At 63.6% G+C, this 24,146-nt stretch carries 25 protein-coding genes; 13 read left to right on the top strand and 12 right to left on the bottom strand.

Translation table 11 applies throughout. The features are described from left to right. Nucleotides 1–2 precede the first annotated feature (2 nt). Together D0T21_RS04300 and D0T21_RS04295 are read right to left on the bottom strand one after the other, a co-directional pair. Complete coding sequence (locus D0T21_RS04300) at nucleotides 3–353, bottom strand: RidA family protein (RefSeq protein ID WP_116988581.1); 351 nt, start codon at nucleotides 351–353, stop codon at nucleotides 3–5. Nucleotides 354–379: 26 nt separating this feature from the next. Beyond that, on the bottom strand, nucleotides 380–1,258 hold the full coding sequence (locus D0T21_RS04295; RefSeq protein WP_116988580.1) for an alpha/beta fold hydrolase: 879 nt from the start codon (nucleotides 1,256–1,258) through the stop codon (nucleotides 380–382). Nucleotides 1,259–1,392: 134 nt separating this feature from the next. On the opposite strand from D0T21_RS04295, the gene D0T21_RS04290 reads away from it, so the two are divergent. The 3 genes from D0T21_RS04290 to D0T21_RS04280 all read left to right on the top strand — a co-directional run bounded on the left by D0T21_RS04290 (nucleotide 1,393) and on the right by D0T21_RS04280 (nucleotide 4,427). Continuing rightward, a complete protein-coding gene (locus D0T21_RS04290) occupies nucleotides 1,393–2,187 on the top strand; it encodes a 3-hydroxybutyrate dehydrogenase (RefSeq protein WP_116988579.1) in 795 nt (264 codons plus the stop codon). A 191-nt stretch (nucleotides 2,188–2,378) separates the two neighbouring features. Further along, nucleotides 2,379–3,716, top strand: a complete 1,338-nt coding sequence (locus D0T21_RS04285; protein ID WP_373886653.1) for a dicarboxylate/amino acid:cation symporter — start codon at nucleotides 2,379–2,381, stop codon at nucleotides 3,714–3,716. A gap of 72 nt (nucleotides 3,717–3,788) precedes the next feature. Further along, the gene (locus tag D0T21_RS04280) at nucleotides 3,789–4,427 is read left to right on the top strand and encodes a M949_RS01915 family surface polysaccharide biosynthesis protein (RefSeq protein WP_147328023.1); all 639 of its coding nucleotides are present in this window, start codon (nucleotides 3,789–3,791) and stop codon (nucleotides 4,425–4,427) included. A gap of 66 nt (nucleotides 4,428–4,493) precedes the next feature. Here D0T21_RS04280 and D0T21_RS04275 read toward each other — a convergent pair whose 3' ends face one another. Together D0T21_RS04275 and D0T21_RS04270 are read right to left on the bottom strand one after the other, a co-directional pair. Further along, the gene (locus D0T21_RS04275; protein WP_116988576.1) at nucleotides 4,494–5,144 is read right to left on the bottom strand and encodes a CoA transferase subunit B; all 651 of its coding nucleotides are present in this window, start codon (nucleotides 5,142–5,144) and stop codon (nucleotides 4,494–4,496) included. A 17-nt stretch (nucleotides 5,145–5,161) separates the two neighbouring features. Next, on the bottom strand, nucleotides 5,162–5,860 hold the full coding sequence (locus tag D0T21_RS04270; RefSeq protein WP_116988575.1) for a CoA transferase subunit A: 699 nt from the start codon (nucleotides 5,858–5,860) through the stop codon (nucleotides 5,162–5,164). Nucleotides 5,861–5,989: 129 nt separating this feature from the next. On the opposite strand from D0T21_RS04270, the gene D0T21_RS04265 reads away from it, so the two are divergent. Further along, the gene (locus D0T21_RS04265; RefSeq protein ID WP_116988574.1) at nucleotides 5,990–6,550 is read left to right on the top strand and encodes a LuxR C-terminal-related transcriptional regulator; all 561 of its coding nucleotides are present in this window, start codon (nucleotides 5,990–5,992) and stop codon (nucleotides 6,548–6,550) included. Between the two features lie 9 nt (nucleotides 6,551–6,559). Here D0T21_RS04265 and D0T21_RS04260 read toward each other — a convergent pair whose 3' ends face one another. After that, nucleotides 6,560–7,336, bottom strand: coding sequence for an SDR family oxidoreductase (locus tag D0T21_RS04260; protein ID WP_116988573.1), 777 nt, complete (start codon nucleotides 7,334–7,336; stop codon nucleotides 6,560–6,562). 251 nt (nucleotides 7,337–7,587) lie between these two features. Between D0T21_RS04260 and D0T21_RS04255 the strand changes: the two genes are divergently transcribed. The 3 genes from D0T21_RS04255 (at nucleotide 7,588) to D0T21_RS04245 (ending at nucleotide 11,455) form a co-directional block, all read left to right on the top strand. Next, the gene (locus D0T21_RS04255; protein WP_116988572.1) at nucleotides 7,588–9,216 is read left to right on the top strand and encodes an electron transfer flavoprotein-ubiquinone oxidoreductase; all 1,629 of its coding nucleotides are present in this window, start codon (nucleotides 7,588–7,590) and stop codon (nucleotides 9,214–9,216) included. 281 nt (nucleotides 9,217–9,497) lie between these two features. Beyond that, nucleotides 9,498–10,403, top strand: a complete 906-nt coding sequence (locus tag D0T21_RS04250; RefSeq protein WP_116988571.1) for a flagellin — start codon at nucleotides 9,498–9,500, stop codon at nucleotides 10,401–10,403. 101 nt (nucleotides 10,404–10,504) lie between these two features. Then, nucleotides 10,505–11,455 carry a hypothetical protein gene (locus D0T21_RS04245; RefSeq protein WP_116988570.1) on the top strand — a complete coding sequence of 317 codons (951 nt, stop codon included), beginning with the start codon at nucleotides 10,505–10,507 and terminating at the stop codon, nucleotides 11,453–11,455. A gap of 68 nt (nucleotides 11,456–11,523) precedes the next feature. On the opposite strand, the gene D0T21_RS04240 is transcribed toward D0T21_RS04245, so the two are convergent. Genes D0T21_RS04240 through D0T21_RS04210 form a run of 7 tightly spaced genes read right to left on the bottom strand, consistent with a single transcriptional unit; the run spans nucleotide 11,524 to nucleotide 17,844 of the window. Next, nucleotides 11,524–13,611: a flagellar biosynthesis protein FlhA gene (locus D0T21_RS04240; protein WP_116988569.1), complete on the bottom strand. Its 2,088-nt coding sequence runs from the start codon at nucleotides 13,609–13,611 to the stop codon at nucleotides 11,524–11,526. Next, nucleotides 13,608–14,747, bottom strand: coding sequence for a flagellar biosynthesis protein FlhB (locus D0T21_RS04235; protein ID WP_116988568.1), 1,140 nt, complete (start codon nucleotides 14,745–14,747; stop codon nucleotides 13,608–13,610). The genes D0T21_RS04240 and D0T21_RS04235 overlap by 4 nt, the downstream gene beginning before the upstream one ends. Then, on the bottom strand, nucleotides 14,740–15,528 hold the full coding sequence (gene fliR, locus D0T21_RS04230) for a flagellar biosynthetic protein FliR (RefSeq protein ID WP_116988567.1): 789 nt from the start codon (nucleotides 15,526–15,528) through the stop codon (nucleotides 14,740–14,742). The genes D0T21_RS04235 and fliR overlap by 8 nt, the downstream gene beginning before the upstream one ends. Nucleotides 15,529–15,538: 10 nt before the next feature. After that, complete coding sequence (fliQ, locus tag D0T21_RS04225) at nucleotides 15,539–15,811, bottom strand: flagellar biosynthesis protein FliQ (RefSeq protein ID WP_008449457.1); 273 nt, start codon at nucleotides 15,809–15,811, stop codon at nucleotides 15,539–15,541. 11 nt (nucleotides 15,812–15,822) lie between these two features. Beyond that, nucleotides 15,823–16,593, bottom strand: a complete 771-nt coding sequence (gene fliP, locus D0T21_RS04220) for a flagellar type III secretion system pore protein FliP (protein ID WP_116988566.1) — start codon at nucleotides 16,591–16,593, stop codon at nucleotides 15,823–15,825. Next, nucleotides 16,590–16,961: a FliM/FliN family flagellar motor switch protein gene (locus D0T21_RS04215; protein ID WP_199538397.1), complete on the bottom strand. Its 372-nt coding sequence runs from the start codon at nucleotides 16,959–16,961 to the stop codon at nucleotides 16,590–16,592. Before D0T21_RS04215 ends, fliP begins: the two co-directional genes overlap by 4 nt. A gap of 4 nt (nucleotides 16,962–16,965) precedes the next feature. After that, entirely contained in the window at nucleotides 16,966–17,844 is an 879-nt protein-coding gene (locus tag D0T21_RS04210; protein ID WP_229211328.1) for a FliM/FliN family flagellar motor switch protein, read from the bottom strand. Nucleotides 17,845–18,437: 593 nt separating this feature from the next. Between D0T21_RS04210 and D0T21_RS04205 the strand changes: the two genes are divergently transcribed. From D0T21_RS04205 to D0T21_RS04180, 6 genes are read left to right on the top strand one after another with little or no spacing between them, the layout of a single operon-like run. Continuing rightward, entirely contained in the window at nucleotides 18,438–18,788 is a 351-nt protein-coding gene (locus tag D0T21_RS04205) for a flagellar hook-basal body complex protein FliE (RefSeq protein ID WP_116988563.1), read from the top strand. A gap of 33 nt (nucleotides 18,789–18,821) precedes the next feature. Continuing rightward, nucleotides 18,822–20,597, top strand: a complete 1,776-nt coding sequence (gene fliF, locus D0T21_RS04200; RefSeq protein WP_116988562.1) for a flagellar basal-body MS-ring/collar protein FliF — start codon at nucleotides 18,822–18,824, stop codon at nucleotides 20,595–20,597. Further along, nucleotides 20,581–21,624 carry a flagellar motor switch protein FliG gene (locus tag D0T21_RS04195; RefSeq protein ID WP_116988561.1) on the top strand — a complete coding sequence of 348 codons (1,044 nt, stop codon included), beginning with the start codon at nucleotides 20,581–20,583 and terminating at the stop codon, nucleotides 21,622–21,624. The genes fliF and D0T21_RS04195 overlap by 17 nt, the downstream gene beginning before the upstream one ends. Continuing rightward, entirely contained in the window at nucleotides 21,621–22,331 is a 711-nt protein-coding gene (fliH, locus tag D0T21_RS04190) for a flagellar assembly protein FliH (protein WP_116988560.1), read from the top strand. The genes D0T21_RS04195 and fliH overlap by 4 nt, the downstream gene beginning before the upstream one ends. Beyond that, entirely contained in the window at nucleotides 22,328–23,638 is a 1,311-nt protein-coding gene (gene fliI / locus D0T21_RS04185; protein ID WP_116988559.1) for a flagellar protein export ATPase FliI, read from the top strand. The genes fliH and fliI overlap by 4 nt, the downstream gene beginning before the upstream one ends. Then, nucleotides 23,635–24,066: a flagellar FliJ family protein gene (locus D0T21_RS04180; RefSeq protein WP_116988558.1), complete on the top strand. Its 432-nt coding sequence runs from the start codon at nucleotides 23,635–23,637 to the stop codon at nucleotides 24,064–24,066. Before fliI ends, D0T21_RS04180 begins: the two co-directional genes overlap by 4 nt. Nucleotides 24,067–24,146 lie beyond the last annotated feature (80 nt).

Here is a 24,146-nt window from a genome sequence, read left to right as displayed (position 1 = left end):
CCCTAGCGCTGCGCCGCGACGACGATGATTTCTACCCGCCATGCCGGATCGGCCAGCTTGGCTTCCACGGTGGCGCGCGGCGGCGTGTGGCCGCTCGGCACCCAGGCGTCCCACGCTTCGTTCATGCCGGCGAAGTCCGCCAGGTCGGCGATGTAGATGGTGGTGCTGAGGATGCAGGTTTTGTCGCTGCCGGCCTCGGCCAGTAGACGGTCGATATGACCCAGCACTTCGCGGGTCTGGCCCTGAATGTCCAGCGTCTTGTCGTCGGCGATCTGGCCCGCCAGATACACGGTGCCGTTGTGGATCGCCACTTCGGACAAGCGTTTGCCTACATGCAGTCGTTTGATTTCCATACTCGTCTTCTTTACTCTACTTTAATTTAGCCCAACAGGAATTGCTTTACTATCGCGATCTGGTCGTCGTGGAAAAAGGTCGGCGCGTGGCCAACGTCCGGGATTTCCACCAGCGTGGCCTTGGGGCCGCGCTGGGTCATCAGCGCCGCCGTCTCGGCCGACAGCAGGTCCGACTCGGCGCCGCGCACCAGCAAGGTCGGGCAGCGGATCGCATCGTAGGCGGACCACAGCAGCGCTTCATCGGCCGCGGCCGATTCCGGCGTGGCGGAGCGGAACGGCAAGGCCAGTCCCATATCGTAATGGCGTACCCACTTGCCGTCTTTATCCTGGCGCAGTACGTCGCTCGCCAGTTTATGCCATTCCTCCTCGGTGTGCTGGCCGAAGGTCAGCGAGACGTCGCGGATAAACTTGGACGCTTCGGCGAAGGTGTCGAAACGCAGGTCCTGGCCGATGTAGTCGCCGATGCGCTGCAAGGCCATCGGCGCCAGCACCGGGCCGATGTCGTTGAGGATCAGCTTGCGGATCGGGTTGTCCGGCAGCGAGGCCAGGCCCAGGCCGATCAGGCCGCCCATCGAGGTGCCGAACCAGTCGACCGTCTGCTCTTCACCGTCCGGCAGCACGCGCGCCAGCAAGGTGACAATGTCGCTAACATATTGCGGAACGCGGTACAGCTGCGGATTCTTCAGCCAGCCTGAGCGGCCACGGCCGACGATGTCCGGGCAGATCACGCGATAGTCGTTGGCCAGCGCGCGCGCCATGTTGTCGAAGTCGTCGCCGACGCGGGTCACGCCGTGCACGCACAGCAGCACATTAGGGTTGCTCTCGTCTCCCCATTCCTTGTACGACATGCGGTGCAAACCAGCCAGAGACAGACATTGAACAGACTTTATTTTTGCTTCGAACATGCGACTTCCTTGGTGGTTTTTATAGTGATTTGTGCAATGCTGTTTAGAAATACCATTTTACCGGGCGTTACGCTTAAAATCCTACCGAAGTGTAGCGCAGCACCACTTTAATCTCCAACCCTCCAGAGGACACTATGGCAAACAAGACTTTGAGCGGTAAAACGGCGCTGGTGACCGGTTCCACCTCCGGCATCGGCCTGGGCATTGCCCGCACCTTGGCGGCGGAAGGCGCCAACGTGCTGTTGAACGGCTTCGGCGACGCCGCGGAAATCGCCCAGCTGCAAACCGACCTGGCCAAGGAATTCGGCGTGCAGGTGGCTTACCACAATGCCGACATGTCCAAGCCCGTCGAGATCGAGAACATGATCGGCTTCGCCGGCGACAAGTTTGGCGGCATCGATGTCCTGGTCAACAACGCCGGCATCCAGCATGTGGCCAATGTCGAAGACTTCCCGGTCGAGAAATGGGACGCCATCATCGCCATCAACCTGACCTCGGCCTTCCACACCTCGCGCCTAGTGCTGCCGCGCATGCGCGCCAACAACTGGGGCCGCATCATCAACCTGGCTTCCACCCACGGGCTGGTGGCTTCGGCCGGCAAGTCGGCCTATGTCGCCGCCAAGCACGGCCTGCTCGGGCTGACCAAGGCCAGCGCGCTGGAGACCGCCACCACCGGCGTGACCGTCAACGCGATCTGCCCCGGCTTCGTGCTGACGCCGCTGGTGCAAAAGCAGGTCGACGCCCGCGCCGCCAAGGACGGCATCAGCAACGAGGACGCCAAGAAAGCGCTGCTGGCGGACAAGCAGCCGTCCGGCGAGTTCGTCACGCCGGAGGAGCTGGGCGCGCTGGCGGTGTTCCTGTGCAGCGACGCGGCCAAGCAAGTCCGCGGCGTGGCCTGGAATATGGACGGCGGCTGGGTGGCCCAGTAAGGAAGTCGCTAAAAACCGGGCGCAGCTTCGTTATTTCGCCACGCCTGCGGTGTGGCCCTCGCCGTGCAGGCGCACTGCCTTCGGCGGCATGCCTCGCTGCGCCCGGTTTGTAGCAACTTCCCTTGCATAAGGGATATCACTGTTGTGAATGCGGTTAACCACAATGGTGATGTCTCATATTTTGACGGATGATGATCTCCTCACCCGAAACGCGAGGAGACCCCGTGAAAAAGCCGTTCTACAAAATTCTATACGTGCAGGTGTTGTTCGCCATCGCCTGCGGCATCCTGTTAGGCATCTTCTACCCAGGCGATGCGGTCAGCATGAAACCGCTCGGCGACGGCTTCATCAAGCTGATCAAGATGATCATCGCACCGGTGATTTTCTGCACCGTGGTCTCCGGCATCGCCGGCATGCAGGACATCAAGAAGATCGGTCGCGTCGGCGGCAAGGCGCTGTTGTATTTCGAGGTGATCTCCACCTTCGCGTTGGTGATCGGCCTGTTCGTGGCCAACATCATCCGCCCGGGCGCCGGCTTCAACGCCGACCCGGCCACGCTCGACACCAAGTCCATCGCCGAGTTCACGGAAAAAGCCAAGCACCAGTCGACCATCGACTTCGTGATGAACATCATCCCGAACACCGTGGTGGACGCTTTCGCCAAGGGCGACATCCTACAAGTGCTGCTGGTCGCCATCCTGTTCGGTTTCGCGCTGTCGCTGCTGGGTGAGCGCGGCAAGCCGGTCACCAAACTGATCGACGACCTGTCGGCGGCCATCTTCGGCATGGTCGGCATCGTCATGAAAGCCGCACCGCTGGGCGCGTTCGGCGCGATGGCTTTCACCATCGGCAAATACGGCATCGCCTCGCTGAAACCGCTGGCGACGCTGATGGGCTGCTTCTACCTGACCTGCGGCCTGTTCGTGGTGGTGGTGCTGGGCACCGTGGCGCGCCTGACCGGCTTCTCGATCTTCAAGTTCATCGCCTACATCAAGGAAGAACTGCTGATCGTGCTGGGTACCAGCTCGTCGGAAAGCGCGCTGCCTTCGCTGATGACCAAGCTGGAACGCCTGGGCTGCTCCAAATCCGTGGTGGGCCTGGTGGTCCCGACCGGCTACTCGTTCAACCTGGACGGCACCAACATCTACATGACCATGGCCGCGCTGTTCGTGGCGCAGGCCACCAACACCGACCTGACCTTGACGCAGGAGCTGACCATCCTCGGCGTGGCGATGCTGACCTCCAAGGGCGCGTCCGGCATCACCGGCGCCGGTTTCATCACCCTGGCGGCGACGCTGGCCGTGGTGCCGACCATCCCGGTGGCCGGCATGGCGCTGATTCTGGGCATCGACCGCTTCATGAGCGAATGCCGCGCGCTGACCAACTTCGTCGGCAACGGCGTCGCCTCGGTGGTGGTATCGCACTGGGAAAAAGAGCTGAACCACGACACGCTGCACAAGGAGCTCAACAATCCAGGCTCGACCGTGGTCGACCCGGACCTGCAACCGCTGACCCGCCACGCGCACTGATCAGCCCTGCCCCGGCCACGCCCCGCACGCTGCATGACGGCCTACGGGGCGTTTTTCATATATATTCCGGGCATGACAACCACATCCTTCCGCATCAAGGCCGCCACGCTGCTGTGCCTGGCGAGCGGCATCGGCGGCGCCGCCGAACCCGCGCCCAGGGTCGACGCCATCTACCTGGCCGCGCGCCACATCGGCTATGCCGGCAAGCTGGTCGACGCCAGGCGCGTCGACGACCGCGACGGCGAACACCTGCTGGTGCTGAGCCGCAAGGCCAGCCCCTCGCAAATGCAAAATTCCGACAGCGACGAAGACTATCTCGAACTGGCCGCCACCTATTACGGCAACAGGGATGGACGCTGGCGAGTCGAGTGGACCGTGCGCGACAATGTCGATTGCCCCGTCCTGGACCACAACGCCGAATTTTTCCTCTCCGACATCAGCATCACCGACCTGAACCACGACGGCCGCAGCGAAGTCACCATACCGTATAAACTGTTTTGCAGCGGCGGCGTCGACTATTCCACCGTCAAGGTGATCTTGCGCGAAGGCGCCACCAAGCTGGCGATACGTGGCGAGCTGGAGTTTCATGACCACGCGCCTGCGCTGCAAGGCAAGCGGCAATACGACGCCGCCCTGCTACAACCGGCCAACGCCGCCTACAAGCGGCATATGGACGCGATCTGGAAAACCATCGCCCGCCGCCGCGAATGAAAGCGCCGGGCCGGCTGCATAAAAAAAGGCACGCCGCGGCGTGCCTTTTTGCTTGCTAGCCCAGCTTTACACGGCCGAGGTGTCGAGCTGCACGCCGGTGGCGGCCTGGATCTGCTCCTTGGTGACGCCGGGCGCCAGTTCGGTCAGCTTCAAGCCCTTGTCAGTGACTTCCATCACGCCCAGATCGGTGATGACCAGGTCGACCACGCCGACGCCGGTCAGCGGCAGGTCGCATTTCTTCAACAGCTTGTGCGAGGTCGAGCCGTCCTTGGCGGTGGCCACGTGCTCCATCAGCACCACCACTTTCTTGACGCCGGCCACCAGGTCCATCGCGCCGCCCATGCCCTTGACCATTTTGCCCGGGATCATCCAATTGGCCAGGTCGCCCTGCTCCGATACCTGCATCGCGCCCAGGATCGCCAGGTTGATCTTGCCGCCGCGGATCATGCCAAACGAGTCGGCCGAGCTGAAGTAGGCAGCGCCCGGCAGTGCCGTCACGGTCTGCTTGCCGGCGTTGATCAGGTCGGCGTCGATTTCATCTTCGGTCGGGAACGGGCCGATGCCCAGCAAGCCGTTTTCCGATTGCAGGAATACTTCCATGCCTGCCGGCACGTAGTTCGCCACCAGGGTCGGCAAGCCGATGCCGAGGTTGACGTAGTAACCGTCCTGCAATTCCTTCGCCGCGCGCGCGGCCATTTCGTCACGAGTCCATGCCATAGTAATCTCCGATATTCTTAGTTTGCGCGCACGGTGCGCTGCTCGATGCGTTTTTCCGGCGTGGCGTTGACCACGATGCGGTGTACGAAGATGCTCGGCAGGTGCACGGCGTCCGGGTCGATCTCGCCGATTTCCACCAGCTGCTCGACTTCGACGATGGTGATCTTGCCGGCCATCGCGGCGTTCGGGTTGAAGTTGCGGGCGGTCTTGCGGAACACCAGGTTGCCGGCCTTGTCGGCCTTCCAGGCCTTGACCAGCGAGACGTCGGCCACCAGGCTGCGTTCCATCACGTACTGCTCGCCGTCGAATTCGCGGATTTCCTTGCCGTCGGCGACGATGGTGCCGACGCCGGTCTTGGTGAAGAAGGCCGGAATACCGGCGCCGCCGGCGCGCAGCTTCTCGGCCAAGGTGCCTTGCGGCGTGAATTCCAGTTCCAGTTCGCCGGCCAGGTACTGGCGCGCGAACTCCTTGTTTTCGCCCACGTAGGAGGCGATCATCTTCTTGATCTGGCGGGTTTCCAGCAGCTGGCCGAGGCCGAAGCCGTCGACGCCGGCGTTGTTGGAGATCGCGGTCAGGCCGGTGACGCCGGAATCGCGCAGCGCGCCGATCAGCGCCTCGGGGATGCCGCACAGGCCAAAGCCGCCAACCGCAATGGTTTGCCCGTCTTGTACGACGCCCGCCAGCGCTGCGGCGGCGTCAGGATAGATTTTATTCATGGGTGTCCCTTTATAGTGTGTTGCTGAATCCGTTGCTAACATTATTAAATGCACTAGCGACGAGGCGTCTCAGCATAGAATACGCAAATCAAAAGCACAATACCGTAGAACTACCTGCCGCCCCCACACATGAACAATGCTCCGGTCATCGATTACGAATCCATTTTCCTGCACGCGCCGGTCGGCATGTGCATTTCGGAGAACCGCGTCATCCAGTCCTGCAACGAGGCGCTGGCCTCGATGTTCGGCTACGCGCGCAGCGAGCTGCAAGGCTTGTCCTTCGTGGTGCTGTACCCGACGATGGATGAGTTCCTGCGCACCGGCGACCGCATCATCCCCATCATGAACGCCAAGGGCCGCTATTCGGACGAGCGCATCATGCGCCGCGCCGACGGCGAACTGTTCTGGTGTCATGTCACCGGCCATTCGATGAAGGCGTCCGAACCGCTGGGGCCGGGCATCTGGACCTTTGAGGACGTCAGCGAAAAACGCCCGGTGACAGCCGAGCTGACCCCGCGCGAACGGGAGATCGCCGCGCTGCTGGTCGAAGGCAAGACCAGCAAGACCATCGCCCGCCAGATCGACCTCAGCCCGCGCACGGTGGAAATGCACCGCGCCAAGCTGATGCGCAAATTCTCGGCCGCCACCTCATCGGAACTGGTGCACAAGCTGGTCGGCCTCCAACTATAAGCAGCGCTGCTACATCGCGGTCATGCCGTCGTCGGCGGAGATGATGGCGCCGTTGATGAAGTTGGAATCTTCACCGGCCAGCAGCAACAGCAGGCCGTCCAGGTCTTCCGGCTTGCCCGGGCGCTTGCGCGGCAGCATGTCGATCAGCTTCTGGCCCTGCTCGCTGGCGAAGTATTCCTCGTTGATCTCGGTCGAGATGTAGCCCGGGCAGATGGCGTTGGTGTTGATGCCGTACTTGCCCCACTCCACCGCCATGGCCTTGGTCATCTGCACCACGCCGGCCTTGCTCATGCAATACACGCCGATCTGCGGCATCACCCGCAAGCCCGCCACCGAAGCGATATTGATGATGCGGTGCTTCTTGGTCGGGTCGCCCTTGGCGCGCGCGATCATGCGCTTGGCGGTCTGCTGGGCCACGAAGAAGGCGCCGCGCAGATTGGTGTCCATGACAAAGGCATAATCTTCCGGCGTGACGTCGACCAGCCGCTGGGTGGTCGACACGCCCGAGTTGTTGACCAGGATGTCGATCGGCCCGGCCTCGGTCTCGGCATGGGCGATGGCCGACTTGATGCTGGCGAAGTCGGTCACGTCCAGGCTGACCACATGGGCGGCGCCGCCGTCCGCCTCGATTTCGGCGCGCAACTCCTTCAGGCGCTCGGTGCGGCGCGAGGCCAGCACCACCTGGGCGCCGGCCTGGGCCAGCACTTTGGCAAACCGGGCTCCGAGACCGCTGGAGGCGCCGGTGATCAGCGCAATTTTTCCCTCAAAGTTGACTTCTATGCCCACGAGCTACTCCTAGTGTTTGGTATAAGTGATGAATTGCCGACAGCGTGGCTGTCGTATCGTTATGATTACACAAATCGCCAGTATTAGATTGCAGTGTCTAATAATGTCCCTCAAAATGGCGCCCACATTGCATTCCGGGCGAAAAAGAAGCACACTCGTGCTTAAATTTCCCTCCACCTATTTGACCACTATAAGAACAGACCATGACACAGCCACAAAATCTAGTTGAACAGTACGGCCCACGCGACGCGATGGAGTATGACGTCGTGATCGTCGGCGGCGGCCCTGCGGGCTTGTCGGCGGCGATCAAGATCAAGCAGCTGGCCGCCGAAAAAGGCCAGGAAGTGTCGGTCGTCGTGCTGGAAAAAGGCGGCGAGCTGGGCGCCCATATCCTGTCCGGCGCCGTGATGGACCCCAAGGCCCTGACCGAACTGATCCCTGACTGGAAGGAAAAAGGCGCACCGCTGAACACCGAAGTCACCGAAGACCGCGTGCTGTTCCTGACCGAAACCAAGGCCATCAAGACCCCCAACTTCCTGCTGCCGGCCTGCTTTGAAAACCACGGCAACTACGTGATCTCGCTGGGCAACGTGGTGCGCTGGCTGGGCCAGCAGGCCGAGGCGCTGGGCGTGGAAATCTTCCCCGGCTTCCCTGCCGCCGAAATCCTGTACAACGACGACGGCTCGGTCAAGGGCGTGGCCACCGGCAATATGGGCGTCAAGCGCGACGGCGAAGCCGGCTCGGACTTCCAGCTAGGCATGGAACTGCACGGCAAGTACACCCTGTTCGCCGAAGGCGCGCGCGGCCACCTGGGCAAGCAGCTGATGTCCAAGTACGACCTGAACAAGGGCAAGGACCCGCAATCCTACGGCATCGGCATCAAGGAACTGTGGGAAATCGACCCGGCCAAGCACCAGCCCGGCCTGGTGGTCCACACCACCGGCTGGCCGCTGGACAGCAAGACCTACGGCGGCTCCTTCCTGTACCACCTGGAAAACAACCAGGTCATGGTCGGCTACGTGGTCGGCCTGAACTACGAGAATCCTTATCTGTCGCCGTACGAGGAATTCCAGCGCTACAAGACCCATCCGGCCATCAAGACCTTCTTCGAAGGCGGCAAGCGCATCTCCTACGGCGCCCGCGCGATCACCGCCGGCGGCCTGCAATCCTTGCCGAAGCTGGTCTTCCCGGGCGGCGCGCTGATCGGCTGCGACGCCGGCTTCCTCAACATGAGCCGCATCAAGGGCAGCCACGCCGCCATCAAGTCCGGCATGCTGGCCGCCGAGTCCGTGTTCGAAGCGCTGGGCGCCAGCCGCCAGCACGACGAACTGGCCTCCTACCCGGTCGCCTTTGAAAAGTCCTGGCTGCACGAAGAGCTGCACGTGGCGCGCAACGTCAAGCCATGGCTGAACAAGGGCCTGTACCTGGGCTCGCTGATGACCGGCATCGACCAGCTGGTGTTCCGCGGCAAGGCGCCGTGGACCCTGCACCACAGCCACGCCGACCACGAATGCCTGAAACCGGCCGCGCAGTTCACGCCGATCAGCTATCCCAAGCCGGACGGCAAGCTGACCTTCGACCGCCTGTCGTCGGTGTTTATTTCCAACACCAACCACGCCGAAGACCAGCCCATCCACCTGACCTTGAAGAACCCGAGCGTGCCGGTGGACGTCAACCTGGCCCAGTACGCCGGTCCGGAAGCGCGCTACTGCCCTGCCGGCGTGTACGAGTTCATCAAGACCGACGAAGGCGCCGACCGCCTGCAGATCAATGCGCAAAACTGCGTGCATTGCAAAACCTGCGATATCAAGGATCCGACCCAGAATATCGTCTGGATCACCCCGGAAGGCGGCGGCGGCCCGAACTATCCGAACATGTAAGACAAAAAAGCAACGAAAGCACAGCAGCGCGTCCTCGGTGGCGCGCTGTTTTTTTATTCTGGGAACAATTTATTGCGCCGTCCGGGCAAAAGCGGACCATAATCGTGCGATGCACAGGCTGTACAGCAGGCCAAAATGATGGGAAAACGGCCTCGGTTACAAAAATATTTTATAAATTTCCACAAAGCATTTAACGTCCTTCCAGATATGGTCGTCTTGTACTTGGGAGAGCACAAAGGATCCGTTGCTCCGAACTGAATCCACCTACCAGGAGTTATTTCATGCTGAGCCTTCACACTAACGCTGCGGCCCTTTCCGCACAGAACTCGATCTCCCGCACCCAGATGGCGCTGTCGACTTCGCAGACCCGCCTGAGCACCGGCTTCCGTGTCAATTCGGCCATGGACGATGCTGCAGGCCTGCAAATCGCAACCCGTCTGACCGCCCAGACCAGCGGCATGGCCATGGCTATGCGTAACACCCAGAACTCGATCTCGATGCTGCAAACCGCCGAAGGCGCGTTTGACGAAGTCACCACCATGCTGACCCGCATGAAAGATCTGGCCACCCAGGCAGCCGATGCCTCGTCGACCGCAAAAGACCAGGCTGCACTGCAGTCCGAGTTCGACGCGCTGGGTAGCGAACTGAACAACGTCATGAAAAACACCACCTTCGGCGGCGCCAAGCTGATGGACGGCGGCACGATCGCTTCGGCAATGACCTTCCAGATCGGCGCCACCAAGGCTGAAACCATGTCGATCGACCTGTCGACCGCCATGACCGCCCTGACCGGCACCGCCCTGACCAACGTTTCCGCACGCTACGCAGCAGGCGGCGCGGCAGTCGGCACCGAGATCTCCGACGGCACCGACGGTACCGCATCGGCCAGCAACGCCGCCGGCCAGACCGCAGCGAACAACGCCATCGACACCATCAGCACCGCCATCGACGCAGTCGGCGGCATCCGTTCGTCGCTGGGTGCAGCCGCTAACCGTCTGGACCACGTGTACAACAACTTGTCGAACATTTCGACCAACACCAAAGCTGCAAAGGGCCGTATCATGGATACCGACTTCGCAGCTGAGTCGTCGAACATGACCTCCAGCCAGATGCTGCTGCAAGCTGGTACCGCCATGCTGAAGCAGTCGAACAGCACGTCGTCCCTGGTTATGTCCTTGCTGCAGTAATCGTAGCGCCTTCCTGATCTGCTCGCGGGTCAGGAATACAAGGAGCCAACCGGAGTCTCGGTTGGCTTTTTTTTCATCGGATTTTTTCGAGAGCGAGCTTGATGGCTTTAGACCGCATCGGACCAACTTCGCGCCCGCTGGGCATTCCGGACCGGCAGACCACCACGCCAGGCCCGGTTGCGCGCGCGCCGGACTCAATGCCGTTGGATGCGGATTATCCGGTCGGCCCGCTGGCGCCCAGCGGGCCCGGCGCCGTCGGCGTGCTGCTCGATGGCCAGGACGGCCTGCCGCTGCCGCAATCGGGCGTCGAAGCGCTGGCCGCCGCGCTGGCCGAAGTGCCGAACGCCGCCGATCCGGCGGCGATGCGCCCCAATCAAGTCTTCCTGTCGCGCCAGCTGGTCTGGCAGCCGCCCGACACGCAAATGATGGCCGCCTCCTGGCAAGTCATGGTGCGCACCTATGCCGAGCAGCGCGCCGCCTGGCTGGAGCAGGCCAACGGCCAGCATGTGCCGTCCAGCCTGTTCATGGCCGACCACACGCCGGCCGCCATGCGCGACGGCCGCCCCGGCCTGCCGCTGGTGACCGAGATGGAGCCGTGGCGCTTCGCCGTGTATGCGTGGGGCGCCGAGCGCCTGGTGCTGAAGGTGATCGTCAAGGACGACGAGGAACAGGAACGCCACAACCGCCGCCGCCGTTCGCGGGTGGCGCTGCGGCTGGAGCTGATGCTGCCGGGCGTGGGCCGGGTGGTGATCCAGATGGAGCCGGCCACCGGCAACGGCGTGGCGCTGGAAGTGGGCGCGGCGCAGACCTCGGCCATGCAGCACATGCGCGAAATGCTGCCACAGCTGGCGGCCACCGTCAGCCGCTGCGGCCTGACGATCTTGCGCTGCCGCCTGCGGCGCGAACTGCCGCCGGCCGGCGGCGAACACAACTACCCTACCCGCGCCCACACGGCGGCGCTGAGCCAGGCCATCTTCAAGGCCATGGCGGAGCTGGCCGTGCTGCTGTCGCAGCCGCTGCCGCCGGACGACCTGTTCTCCGAGTCGGCCTGAATCCCCGGAAATAAAAAACCCGCCGGGCGCTGGCGCCGGGCGGGCTGTCTGGCCGGCGCCGGCGGGGATCAGCCTACCGTGCCGATGATGCTGACCTCGCGGTTTTCCGGGATCTCGTTGTACGACAGCACATGCAGGCCGGGCGCGAACAGCCGCGCATAGCGCGCCAGCAGCGGACGGATCTGCGGCAGCACCAGCAGCAGCGGCGGCGTGGCCTGCTGCTTCATCTGCTCGCGCGCCACCGGCATGTTGACCTGCAGCTGCGCCAGCAGGTGCGGATCGATGGGATAGTTGTCCAGCACGATCTTGCCGCTCTGGCGCGCCTGGTTCAGCGAGCCCAGCAGCATGTTCTCCAGGTCGCCGCCCAGGTTGAAGGCCTGCATCTCGGTCTTCTGCCCGAACAGGCCGGTGACGATCTGGCGCCGCAGCGCGCAGCGCACCTCGGCCGCCAGCAGGATGGGATCCTTGGTGGTCTCGGAACTGTCGACCAGGGTGGTGGCGATCGGCACGATATCCCTGAGCGAGACGTTTTCCGCCAGCAGCACGCGGAACACGCGCAGCATCTGCGTGTGGGTCAGCGCCTTGTCCAGCGAGCCGGCCAGCTTGGGCGACAGCGCCGCCAGCCGGTCCATCAGCGCCGGCACGTCCTCGTGGCGGAACAGCTCCGGCAGGTATTCGCGGATCAGCTTGGACAAATGGGTGGCGATCGCGCTCGGCGCCTCCACCACCTGGTAGCCCAGCCCCAGCGCGTTGGCCTTCTCGCTGGTCTCGATCCAGGTCACCGGCATGCCGTAGGCCGGCTCGATGCCGGGGATGCCGTCGATCTGGCCGTAGATATTCGGCGACGGGATCGCCATCAGGCGGTCGGCGAACACCTCGGCCTGGGCCACCACGCTGCCCGACAACATCACCGAATACTGCGAAGGCTTCAGGCCCAGGTCGTCGCGCACGATGATCGGCGGCAGCAGCAGGCCCATCGCTTCGGACAGGCTCTGGCGCACGCCCTTGACGCGCTTGGTCAGCGGTTCGCCGTGGGCCTTGTCGATCAGGCTGACCAGCTTGTAGCCCAGCGCCACCTGCAACTGCTGCACGGCCGGCAGGCTGTGCCAGTCGAGCTCGGGGTTGCGGTCGTCGCGCAGCGCCGCCTCGATGGCGTCGAGGTTGCTGGTGTCGGGCGCCTTGACCCTTTGCAGCAGCCGGTAGCCGACATAGGCCAGCACCAGCGCGAACGGACCGAACATCTGCCACGGCATGCCCGGCACCATGGCCAGGATCAGCATCATGCCCGAGGCGCTCAGCATCACCTGCGGCGAGGCCAGCACCTGGCCGCCGACTTGCTGTTCGAAGTCGCCGGAGTCGGAGATACGGGTCACCAGGATCGCCGCCGCGGCCGACAGCAGCAGCGCCGGGATCTGCGCCACCAGGCCGTCACCGATGGTCAGCAGCGCGTACTGGCGGAAGGCGTCGCCGAAGGACATGTCCTGCATCAGCGCGCCGATCGCCACGCCGCCGACCATGTTGATGATCAGGATCAGGATACTGGCGACGGCGTCGCCGCGCACGAACTTGGAAGCGCCATCCATGGCGCCGTAGAAGTCGGCCTCGGCGGCGACATCCTGGCGCCGCGCCTGGGCTTTTTCCTGGTTGATCAGGCCGGCGTTGAGGTCGGCGTCGATCGCCATCTGCTTGCCCGGCAAGGCGTCCAAGGTGAAGCGCGCCGACACTTCGGAAATCCGTTCCGCACCCTTGGTCACCACCATGAAGTTGATGATCATCAGGATCACGAACACCACGATACCGACCACATAGTTACCGCCGATGACGACCTTGCCGAAGGCCTCGATCACCTGGCCGGCCGCAGCCGTGCCTTCATGGCCGTGCAGCAGCACCACGCGGGTCGACGCCACGTTCAAGGTCAGGCGCATCATGGTGGTGGCCAGGATCACCGTCGGGAACACCGAGAAGTCCAGCGGGCGGCGGGCCGACACCGACACCAGGATCACGATCAGCGCCAGCACGATGTTGAACGTGAACATCACGTCCAGCAGGATAGGCGGCAATGGCAGGATGATCATCGCCAAAATCACCAGCAGGAATGCCGGCGTGGCGAACTTGTGGCGACGCGCTTCTGCGACCAGCCTGTTCAAAAAATTCATGACTTACTAGCCTCGCTCATGGATGTGGGGACATCGACTTCTTTTGGATACACCGGCTCGGCGGTGCGCCGTCCGGTACGGAATGCCTTCAACTGCAATATGTAGTTCAACACCTGCGACACCGCCTGGTACAGCTGGACCGGGATCTGCTGGTTGACCTGGCTGGTGTTGTAGATGGCGCGCGCCAGCGGCGCCAGCGGCATCACCTCGATCTTGAACTCGACCGCCAGCTGGCGGATGTACAAGGCCATCTCATCGATGCCCTTGGCGATCACATACGGTGCTTCGGCACGGTTCTGGTCATACTTGAGCGCCACCGCGTAATGCTCCGGGTTGACGATCACCACGTCGGCGGTCGGCACCGTCTTGCGCGCGCTGCGCCGCGCCATCGCCCGCTGCAGCTGGCGGATGCGGCTCTTCACTTCCGGCCGGCCCTCGCTCGACTTGTGCTCCTCCTTCTGGTCCTGCTTGGACATGCGCTGGTTCTTGGCAAAGAAATACGCCTGCGCCGGCACATCGACCAAGGCGAAGATGATAAACACTGCGACCAGCGACATCAAGCCATCCAGCATCAAATTCGAGCCCATCATCATGGCCTGGCCCATCGGCATGTGCTGCAGCTGGGTGTAGCTCTGCACCGTCGAGCGCGCCACATGCACCAGCACCGCGATCAGCACGCCCGCCTTGCCCAGCGAGATCAGGAATTCGGTGGCGTGCTTGGCGCTGAACAGCCGCCCCAGGTTGGCCGCCGGACTCAGGCGATCCATCTTGGGTTCCCAGTGCTTGGTGCTGACCACCCAGCCGCCCGGCACCATCGCTCCCAGCACGATGAAGAACGGCACCACGAACAGCGGCAGCACCATCTTGATCAGCAACCACATCGCCGAGCTGAACACGGTCGACATGGCGTTCTCGATCGCGCCCGAGGCACTGAACGGCGCAAAGCTCTGGTGGAAGATCTCGAGGAATTCGCCCAGGTAGTCGGGCAGCAGGTAGACGAACAGCTTCAGGCTGACCAGGATGCCGATCGCCGTCGACAGGTCGCGCGAACGCACCACCTGCCCTTCCTGGCGCGACTTCTTGAGCTTCTGCTGTGAAGCCTTTTCTGTTTTATCGGCGCTGTCCTGATCAGCCATGGACCGCCACCTGCATCTGCTGGCGTATCAGCTCCAGCACCATATTGGTCATGCGCACATAATGCTCGGGGATGAAGCGCACCACCTGCGCCAGCATCATCAGGCCGAAAATGGTGATCACGGAAAAACCCAGCGCGAACAGGTTCAGCGCCGGCGCCACCCGGTTCAGCAGGCCGAAGCCCAGCTGCACCACCAGCGTGGAAAACACGATGGGAATGGCCAGCAGCATGGCGGCGGAAAAAATCCAGGCGACGTTGTAGGCGATCGCGTTCAGCAGCAGCGGGTTGTAGCCGTGGCCCAGCGGCCAGGCCTTGAAGCTCTGGCCGATGACGTTGGCGATCACCAGGTGGCCGTCGATGGCGAAGAAGACGATGATCGACAGCACCGACAGCAGCGCCGACACAACGTCCGACGACTGGCCGTTCATCGGGTCGTTCATCACCGCCATCGAAAAGCCCATCTGCGACGACACCAGGTAGCCCAGCACGCCGATCACCGACATGGCGAAGTGGAAGGCCAGGCCCAGCACGAAGCCGATCAGCGCCTGCTCGATGGTGGCCACCACGCCGTGCATGGAAAACGGCTCGATCGCATAGGCGCCGGCGGCGGTGGTCAGCGGCAGCATCAGGATGGCCAGCACCAGCGCGATCAGGATGCGCACCGTGACCGGCGTGACCGCCTCGCCCAGCACCGGGGCGCCGATGAACATCGCCAGGATGCGGCAGAACGGCCACCACAGCGCGGTGAGCATCGGCAGCAACTGGCTCAGGATCGGTTCCATGACGGGGCAGCTAGCCGACCAGCGTGGCCGCGCGGGTGAAGATCGAGACGCAGAAGTCCATCAGGTAGCCGGCCATCCAGCGCCCCATCAGGATGATCGCCAGCAGGGTCACCAGCAGCCTCGGCAGGAAGCTCAAGGTCTGTTCATTGATCTGCGTGGCGGCCTGCACCAGCGCCACCACCAGGCCGGTGATCAGGCCGGGCACAACCAGGATCACCACCAGCAGCATGACGATGTGCAGCGATTCGACCACCAGGTCGACGGCAACTTCGGGAGTCAGCATCAGTTCGCTCCTTAGTAAGCCTGCACGCTCGTGACGAGCGTATTGACGGTCAGGGTCCAGCCGTCCACCAGCACAAACAGCAGCAGCTTGAACGGCAATGAAATCACCAGCGGCGACAGCATCATCATACCCATCGCCATCAGCACCGACGACACCACCAGGTCGATCACCAGGAAGGGAATGAACAGCATGCAGCCGATCTGGAATGCGGTCTTCAGCTCCGACAGCACGAACGCCGCCAGCTTGACGGTGAAGGCGTGCTGCGACGGTTCGGTGATCTTGTCCTCGCCGGCCAGGTGGGCGATCTGCTGCAGCGCCGCCTTGCTGGTCTGCGCCAGCATGAAGCGCGACACCGGCTTCTCGGCGATCTGCAGCGCCACCTCCAGGCCGATCTTGTCCTGGTCGTAGGGCACGAAGGCTTCGGTCCAGATCTGGTCGCCGATCGGGCGCATCACCAGCAGCGTTAAAATCAGCGCCACCCCGGTGATGATGCGGTTGGGCAGGCCCTGCTGCAGGCCCAGCGCCTGGCGCAGCAGCGACAGCACGATCACGAAGCGGGTGAAGCTGGTCATCATCATGACCATCACCGGGAGCAAGCCCAGCAAGGTCATGACGATCAGGATCTGGGTCTTGACCGTCAGTTCGGTTTTGGCGCCGGGCACCACGTTGGCCAGCAGGTCGACCGCGTGGGCCGGGACGCAGGCCAGCAGGCCCAGCAACGTCAAGCCCGCGGCCGCAGGCAGCAGTCGCCGGCGCCACTGCGGGTTAGTGCTCCAGGTCATGGAGTCATCATGTCGAGATTCAGGCCGTCCAGGTCGATCACTTTGAGGCCGTAGTTCTCGCCCGCCACCACCACTTCGGCGCGGCCGATGGCGGTGCCGTTGACCTTGATCACCAGCGGTTCGCCGGCCAGCACGTCGAGCTCGACCACGCTGTCCGGGCCGATCGCCATCAGCTCCTGCAGCGAGATGCGGGCCGAGCCCACTTCCAGCGTCAGGGTCACGGGGATCTTGCGCATCATGGCCGGCAGGTCGCGGCGGGTCGGCACGGCCGGCACGTCGGTCAGCTCGGTGCCGACCTGGTCGATGATCATTTCTTCGGACAGGTCTTCCAGCAGGGCGTCGCTAGGGTTGGCTACGTTCATGTTCATCATGTTATTCGGCGTCTTCAAAAGAGGTTAAACAGAGTTTGCCTTTGTGTTCGGTGACGGCGGCCGTGAACAGACGGGAGTCTTCCAGCAGCACATCCGCTCTGTTCAGGCTGATCGGGATCACGTCGCCGACCTGCAGGTCGTACAGGCTGCCCAGCGGCACTTCCTTGCTGGCCAGGCGGCCGACCAGGCCGACCTGCAGGCGCTGCACCAGCGGCGCGGCGGTCTGGGCCTTCTTGCCGGCGTCGCGGTCACGCAACAGGCCGCGCAGCACATTGGCCATCAGCGTCTTGTCGAGCGCGAACCAGTACTGGCCGGTGGCGCCGCTGCGGATGTCGGCCACGGTGACGGTGATGATCCAGCTGCCCTTGGGCGGGTGGGAGCCGGGGGCCGGCTTGAATTCGCTGTCGGCCGCCTCCTGCTCGCCTTCGGCCGGGGCCGGCTTGTCGAGCACCGGCAGATTGAGTTCGATGCGGCCGGCCAGGGTGCCGGCCAACTGTTGCCCCAGAACCACGGCGAGGCGTTCTTCGGTGGCGGTGACCTTCACCGTGTTCTCGTCCAGCGCGGCGGCGTCGGCCTTGCCGCTGCCGTAGCGGAAGTTCAACACACTGAGCAATACCTTGCGCTCCAGCGAGAAGGCGATCTGCCCGGCCGGCGCGGCAAAGCTGAGCCAGCGGCCGCGGGTTTCCTTGTCTTCGAGACGTTCGAACGTGACGTCCTCGACCTGGAAGCCGCCCCAGTAGCGGCGGTTCATATTCAGTCGCATCGACTGCGCCAGATCGTCGCGCAACTGGGCCGCAAAGATATGCAGCAGGTGCACCGGCCGCCCCAGCAGGCATGGATCCAGAACTTGAGGTGGCGCGGTCTGTTTTGTCGTTGTCATGTTTTCGCCATGTCGGAAATTCTTAGCTACTCCTCCATCATCGCACTATCCAGCTAAAAACTGGTTACTTCCAGCGCACTATTTGGGGAATATTACCTATCGTAACTTAAAGTCATGCGTTGTCGTTAGCACAGCATACATCAAAATTCACATTATTGCCATCCAACAATATTTGACCAGGTGATTCCTCGCGGCAAATAAGTCTTTACAAGAATATTGCTAGCCAGTAAGCTTAACCCGCTTCACGTTGTCTGACGCTGCTCTGCAACACCCTTGAATACATGGCGCTTAGTGAATGATTTATAACGATATTTGCCGCAAGAGAACAGTTCCCGGCGACCGGGAATGGCATCAGCGCCCCTATCCCCCTCCCCCCATCACTGACGCCGCCGCGACAGCGCGGGCCTGGCTTTGAACGCCATGCATACGCTGCCTTTCTTACAAGAGTGTGACATCGTTGTGACAACTGCCGCGAGGTGTCGCTTGATTGAACACAGTGCCTTACAGATAAACAACGCAGGGCTTGCTGCTTTCTGGCAATCTGGATATGGTAGACATATGGGACAAACGTTGCATAAACGGGAGATAGCAAGATGAGTAACGGAATCTCTAACCTGATACAGGCCGACCTCGCGTCGCTCACCAATGCGGCGCAAAACCTGGCCAGCCAGAGCGTGGCGCCCGCCGCGCAATTTGCCGCCGGCGCCGGTGATGCTCAGCCGGCCTTCTCCTTCGCCCAGTCGATGAAGGACGCGGTCCACAAAGTCAACGACGCCGACGCCAACGCGGCGCAGCAGATGTCCGACGTCGATTCCGGCAAGAGCGACGACCTGGTCGGCGCCATGCTGTCCAGCCAGGAAGCCAGCCTGTCCTTCTCGATGTTGATGCAAGTGCGCAACAAAGTGATGGGCGCCGTGGACGAGCTCATCAAATTGCCGCTGTAACAGCGTGCCCAGTTCAACGCGAAAGCCAACAACGTGATCAATTCCATCAAGTCCGCCTTCGAGCGCTGGCGCGCCAGCCCGGTCGCGCTGTCCATGCCGCCCAACCTGCTGAAGAACCTGTATCCGCTGCTGCTGCTGGCGATCGGCGTGACGGCCATGGTGCTGATGTACCTGTGGAGCGACCAGTCCGGCTATAAACCGGTGTTCGGCGCGCGCGAAAAAGTCGCCGCCGCCGACATGATGACGGTGCTCGACGCCGACCACATTCCGTACCGCCTGCATCCGGAAAGCGGCCAGGTGCTGGTGCCCAACTCGATGCTGGGCAAGGTGCGCATGCTGCTGGCCGCCAAGGGCGTGACCGCCCAGCTGCCGGCCGGCCTGGAGCTGATGGACAAGAACGACCCGCTGGGCGTGTCGCAATTCGTGCAGGACGTGCGCTTCCGCCGCGGCCTGGAAGGCGAGCTGGCGCAATCGATCATGACGCTGGACGCGATCGCCCACGCGCGCGTGCACCTGTCGATCGCCAAGTCGACCTCCTTCGTGTCGTCGGACGGCGAGAAATCGTCGGCCTCGGTGGTGGTGGCGCTCAAGCCCGGCCACACGCTGGCGCCGGAAGCGATCGCCGCCGTGGTGAACATGGTGTCGGGCAGCGTCGCCAGCCTCAGCCCGCAGCGCGTCAGCCTGGTCGACCAGACCGGCAACCTGCTGTCCTCCCACATCGACCTGGTCGACGGCTTCGACGCCGGCAGCGCCAGCAACGAGAACGGCAAGCGCTACCAGGACGAGGTCAAGGCCAACGTCCGCAACCTGCTGGGCCCGGTCATCGGCGACGACAACTTCCGCATGAGCGTGATGGCCGTGGTCGACAACGACAAGGTCGAGGAAACGATAGAGAAATACGGCGCCGATCCGAAGGTCACCAGCGAAGCCATGCGCGAAGAGCTGGACCGCAACCGCGTGGCGCAAGGCGTGCCGGGCACGCTGTCCAACCGGCCGCCGCCGGCCAACGCCAATCCGGCCGACGCCGCCAAGCCGGCCGCCGCCAACGATCCCAACAATCCGGCCGACGGCACCGCGCGCAAGAACGCCACCACCCGCCAGTACGCCTACGACCGCAGCATCACCCAGACCAAGCGCAGCCGTGGCCGCCTTGAGAAGCTGAGCGTGGCCGTGGTGCTGGCGCAAGCCGCCTCGCCGACGCCCAAGACCGGCTGGAGCGCCAACGAAATCGCCAACATCGACAAGATCCTGCGCAACGGCCTGGGCATCAACGCCGAGCGCGGCGACCAGCTGGTGGTGTCGGTCATGAACTTCCCGCCGAAAGCGGCGACGCCGCCGTGGTGGCAGGAACGCGACAACGTGGTCGACATCAGCTCCTACGTGATGTACGCGGTCGGCATCATCCTCGGCTACTTCCTGTTGCTGCGTCCGCTGATGCGCCTGGCCACCGTGCGCTTCACGCCGGCGCCGCAGGAACTGGCGCGCATCGCCGCCGAACGCCGCGCCGCCGAACAGGCCGCCGTGGTGGCGGCCAAGGAAGCCAAGGAGGCAGCAGCCGCCGCTGCCGGCACGCCGGCCATCGCCGGCGCCCACGCGCCGGGCACGCCGGGCGCCGCCCCGGCCCTGCCGGGCGCCGCCGCCCAGCCGGGCATGCCGGTGGTGCCGCTGCTGGAAAACTACGATCTGCCGCCGCCAGGCTCGGCGGTCGACGTCATGGTCGACCACCTGAAAGTACTGGCCGCCAAAGAACCGGAACGTGTCGCCGAAGTCGTCAAACAATGGATGCAGAAAAATGGCCGAACTCAATAACCCCGACGAAGAAGACTACGGCAACGCCGTCCGCAACGCCCAGCTGTCGCCGGTGGAGCAAGCCGCCATTGTGCTGCTGAGCATAGGCGAGGAGCCGGCCGCGGCCGTGCTGCGCTGCCTGTCGCGCGAGGAATTGCTGGAAGTGACCCAGGTGATGTCGCGCATGAGCGGCATCAAGGTCGAGTCCGTCAAGACCGCGATGCAGACCTTCTTCGACGACTACCGCCAGCAGTCCGGCGTGCACGGCGCCTCGCGCAGCTACCTGAAGCGCTCGCTGGACCTGGCGCTGGGCGGCGACCTCGCCAACACGGTGCTCAACAACATCTACGGCGACGAACTGCGGCCCAAGATGGCGCGCCTGCAATGGGCCTCGCCGAAGTGGCTGGCCGAATACATCTCCAACGAACACGTGCAGATGCAGGCGGTGTTCCTGGCCTTCCTGCCGGCCGCGCTGGCCGGCCAGATCATCGACGCGCTGCCGGCCGACGGCCGCGACCTGGTGCTGCTGAACCTGGCCCGCCTGGAAGAGATCGACCGCGACCTGCTGGTCGAGCTCGACGAGCTGGTGGTGCGCTGCCTGTCCTCCTTCGATTCGCAAAGCACCAGCGTGGAAGGCATACGCCAGGCCGCCGAGATCCTCAACCGCCTGCCGAGCAACCGCGCGCAGATGGTCGAGCTGCTGCGCGCGCACGACCCGGACGTGGTGTCCAAGATCGAGCTGTCGATGTACGACTTCTTCATCCTCGGCAACCAGTCCGAGGTGGCGATCACCCGCATCATCGAGGAAGTGCCGCTGGAGCAATGGGCGATCGCGCTCAAGGGCGCCGAAGTGTCGATCCGCGACGCCATCCTCAAGACCATGCCGAAACGCCAGGCCCAGGCCTTCGAGGACATGATGCGGCGCGCCGGCCCGATGCCGCTGTCGCGCATCGAGCAAACCCGCCAGGAAATCATGGCCACCGTCAAGGCGCTGGCCGACGTCGGCGAGATCGAGATCCAGCTGTTCGCTGAACAGGTGGTCGAATGAAGCAGTTCCGCGCTTACCGCTTTCCACCGCTGGCGCAGTTCACCAACATGGCGCACCAGCGCGCCGTGGCCCAGAGCCATAGCCAGAGCGGCGACGGCGGCGCCCAGTGGGCCGCCTCGGTCAGCGAGGGCTTTGAACAGGGCCAGCGCGACGGCTACGAGATCGGCCTGGCGCGCGGCCAGGAAGACGGCTTCGAGGCCGGCCGCAGCTCGGGCCAGGAACAGGGCCGCGAAGAAGGCCGCCACGAAACCCTGGTGGCCTACGACCAGATGGCGCGCCCGGTCGACGCCATGCTGAAGAGCCTTAAAAAATTACGCTCCGACTACCGCGCCGCCCAGCGCAAGGAAGTGGTCGACCTGGTGGCCAAGGTGGCGCGCCAGGTGATCCGCGCCGAACTGGCCTTGCAGCCGGTGCAGCTGATGGCCCTGGTCGAGGAAACGCTGGCGTCGATGCCGCCCACCCGCGAGGAAATCGACGTCTTCCTGAACCCGGAAGAACTCAAGCGCATCGCCGAGCTGGACCCGAAACGTTCCAAGCGTTGGAACCTGATCCCGGACGCCCGCCTGGAAGTGGGCGAGTGCCGCATCAAGGCCGGCGACAATGAAGTTGATGCCGGATGTCATCAACGTCTTGCGGCTGTCATGGAACAGGTCGATAATCAACTTCAAGCTGCCGACGGCGGCGATGAACCGGAGATCGAAGAGTGATCGCTGACGCCTTACGCAATCTCGAACTGGGTTCCGTGCCCATGGCGACCCCGACCGGTCGCCTGGTGGGGGCGTCCGGTTTGCTGCTTGAGGCGGTGGGATGTCCCCTGCACACCGGCCAGCGTTGCCAGATTGAGACAGTCAACGGCGAATGGCTGGACGCGCAGGTGGTCGGTTTCCGCGACAAACTGTCGTTCCTGATGCCGTTCAAGAAGGCCATCGGCCTGACCACCGGCGCCCGCGTGCTGCCTTCCCCCGAAAAAGTCAGCCTGCAGATCGGCTCCGGCTGGCTGGGCCGCATGGTCAACGGCCTGGGCGAGCCGATCGACGGCCTCGGCAAGCTGGGCGGCGACTTCCCGCTCGAACCGCTGCCGCCGCGCATCCATCCATTGAAGAAAAAACCGGTCACCGAGGCGCTCGACGTCGGCGTGCGCGCCATCAACGCCATGCTGACCCTGGGCAAGGGCCAGCGGGTCGGCCTGATGGCCGGCTCCGGCGTCGGCAAGTCCGTGCTGCTGGGCCTGATGACCCGGCAGACCGTGGCCGACGTGGTGGTGGTCGGCCTGATCGGCGAGCGCTCGCGCGAGGTGCGCGAATTCGTCGACATGTCGCTCGGCAAGGAAGGCCTGTCGAAGGCGGTGCTGGTGATCGCGCCGGCCGACGAGAGCCCGCTGATGCGCATCATGGCCACCGAACTGTGCCACTCGATCGCCGCCCACTACCGCGACCAGGGCAAGAACGTGCTGCTGCTGGTCGATTCACTGACCCGCTATGCGATGGCGCTGCGCGAAGTGGCGCTGGCGCTGGGCGAGCCGCCGGCCACCAAGGGCTATCCGCCGTCGGTGTTCTCGGCGCTGCCGCAGCTGATCGAGTCGGCCGGCAACGGCGAAAACCAGACCGGCAGCATGAGCGCGATCTACACCGTGCTGGCCGAGGGCGACGACCAGCAGGATCCGGTGGTCGACACCGCCCGCGCCGTGCTCGACGGCCACATCGTCATGACCCGCGAGCTGGCCGACCGCGGCCACTATCCGGCGATCGACATCGCCTCCTCGATCAGCCGCTGCATGAGCCAGGTCATCACCCACGAACACCTGATGGCGGCGCGCGCGCTCAAGGCCAGCATGGCGCGCCACGACCGCGTGCGCGACCTGATCCCGCTGGGCGCCTATGTGCCGGGCGCCGATCCGGTCACCGACAAGGCGGTGCAGCTGCACCCCCGGGTCGAGGATTTCCTGTGCCAGGGTACCAAGGAAGAGGCGCCCTTCGCGCCGTGCATCAACCAACTTGAAAAGCTGATGACATGAGCCACCACAACATCCGTAACCTGACCACGCTCGTGGCCCTGCGCAACACCGAGGTGGAGCGCCTGCAGACCGAGCTGGCGGAAAAGGAAAGTTTGCGTGAACGTTATCAAAAAAACCTGGAGCGCCTGACCGGGCTCTACACCAACAGCGGCCCCAGCGGCAATCTGCATCCCGCGCTGGCCGGCAACTGCGGCGACTACAAGCAGGCCGTGATGCAGATGGCCGACAGCCACCGGCTCGACCTCCACATGCACGAGGCCGACATGGCGCTGTCGCAGCAGCAACTCAACGCGGCCTGGGCCAAGCGCGAGGTGCTGGGCAAGGTGCTGGTCAAGCAGCAGAAGGTGGTGCTGGCCCAGCAAAACGTGCAGGAACGCAAGCAACATGATGAATTGGCAACTCAGCTATGGATGCGCGGCCAGAAATAAACGCGCGCCACGGCGCAAGCCGAAAAAATAGTTAAGAATATTTTCATAGGGAAACGATTAAGGTCGCCTTATATCAGGGT

Origin of the sequence: Duganella sp. BJB476 (assembly GCF_003416895.1) — a bacterium.
Classification (GTDB): Bacteria; Pseudomonadota; Gammaproteobacteria; order Burkholderiales; family Burkholderiaceae_D; genus Rugamonas.
This window is presented reverse-complemented; position numbering and strand designations above follow the sequence as displayed.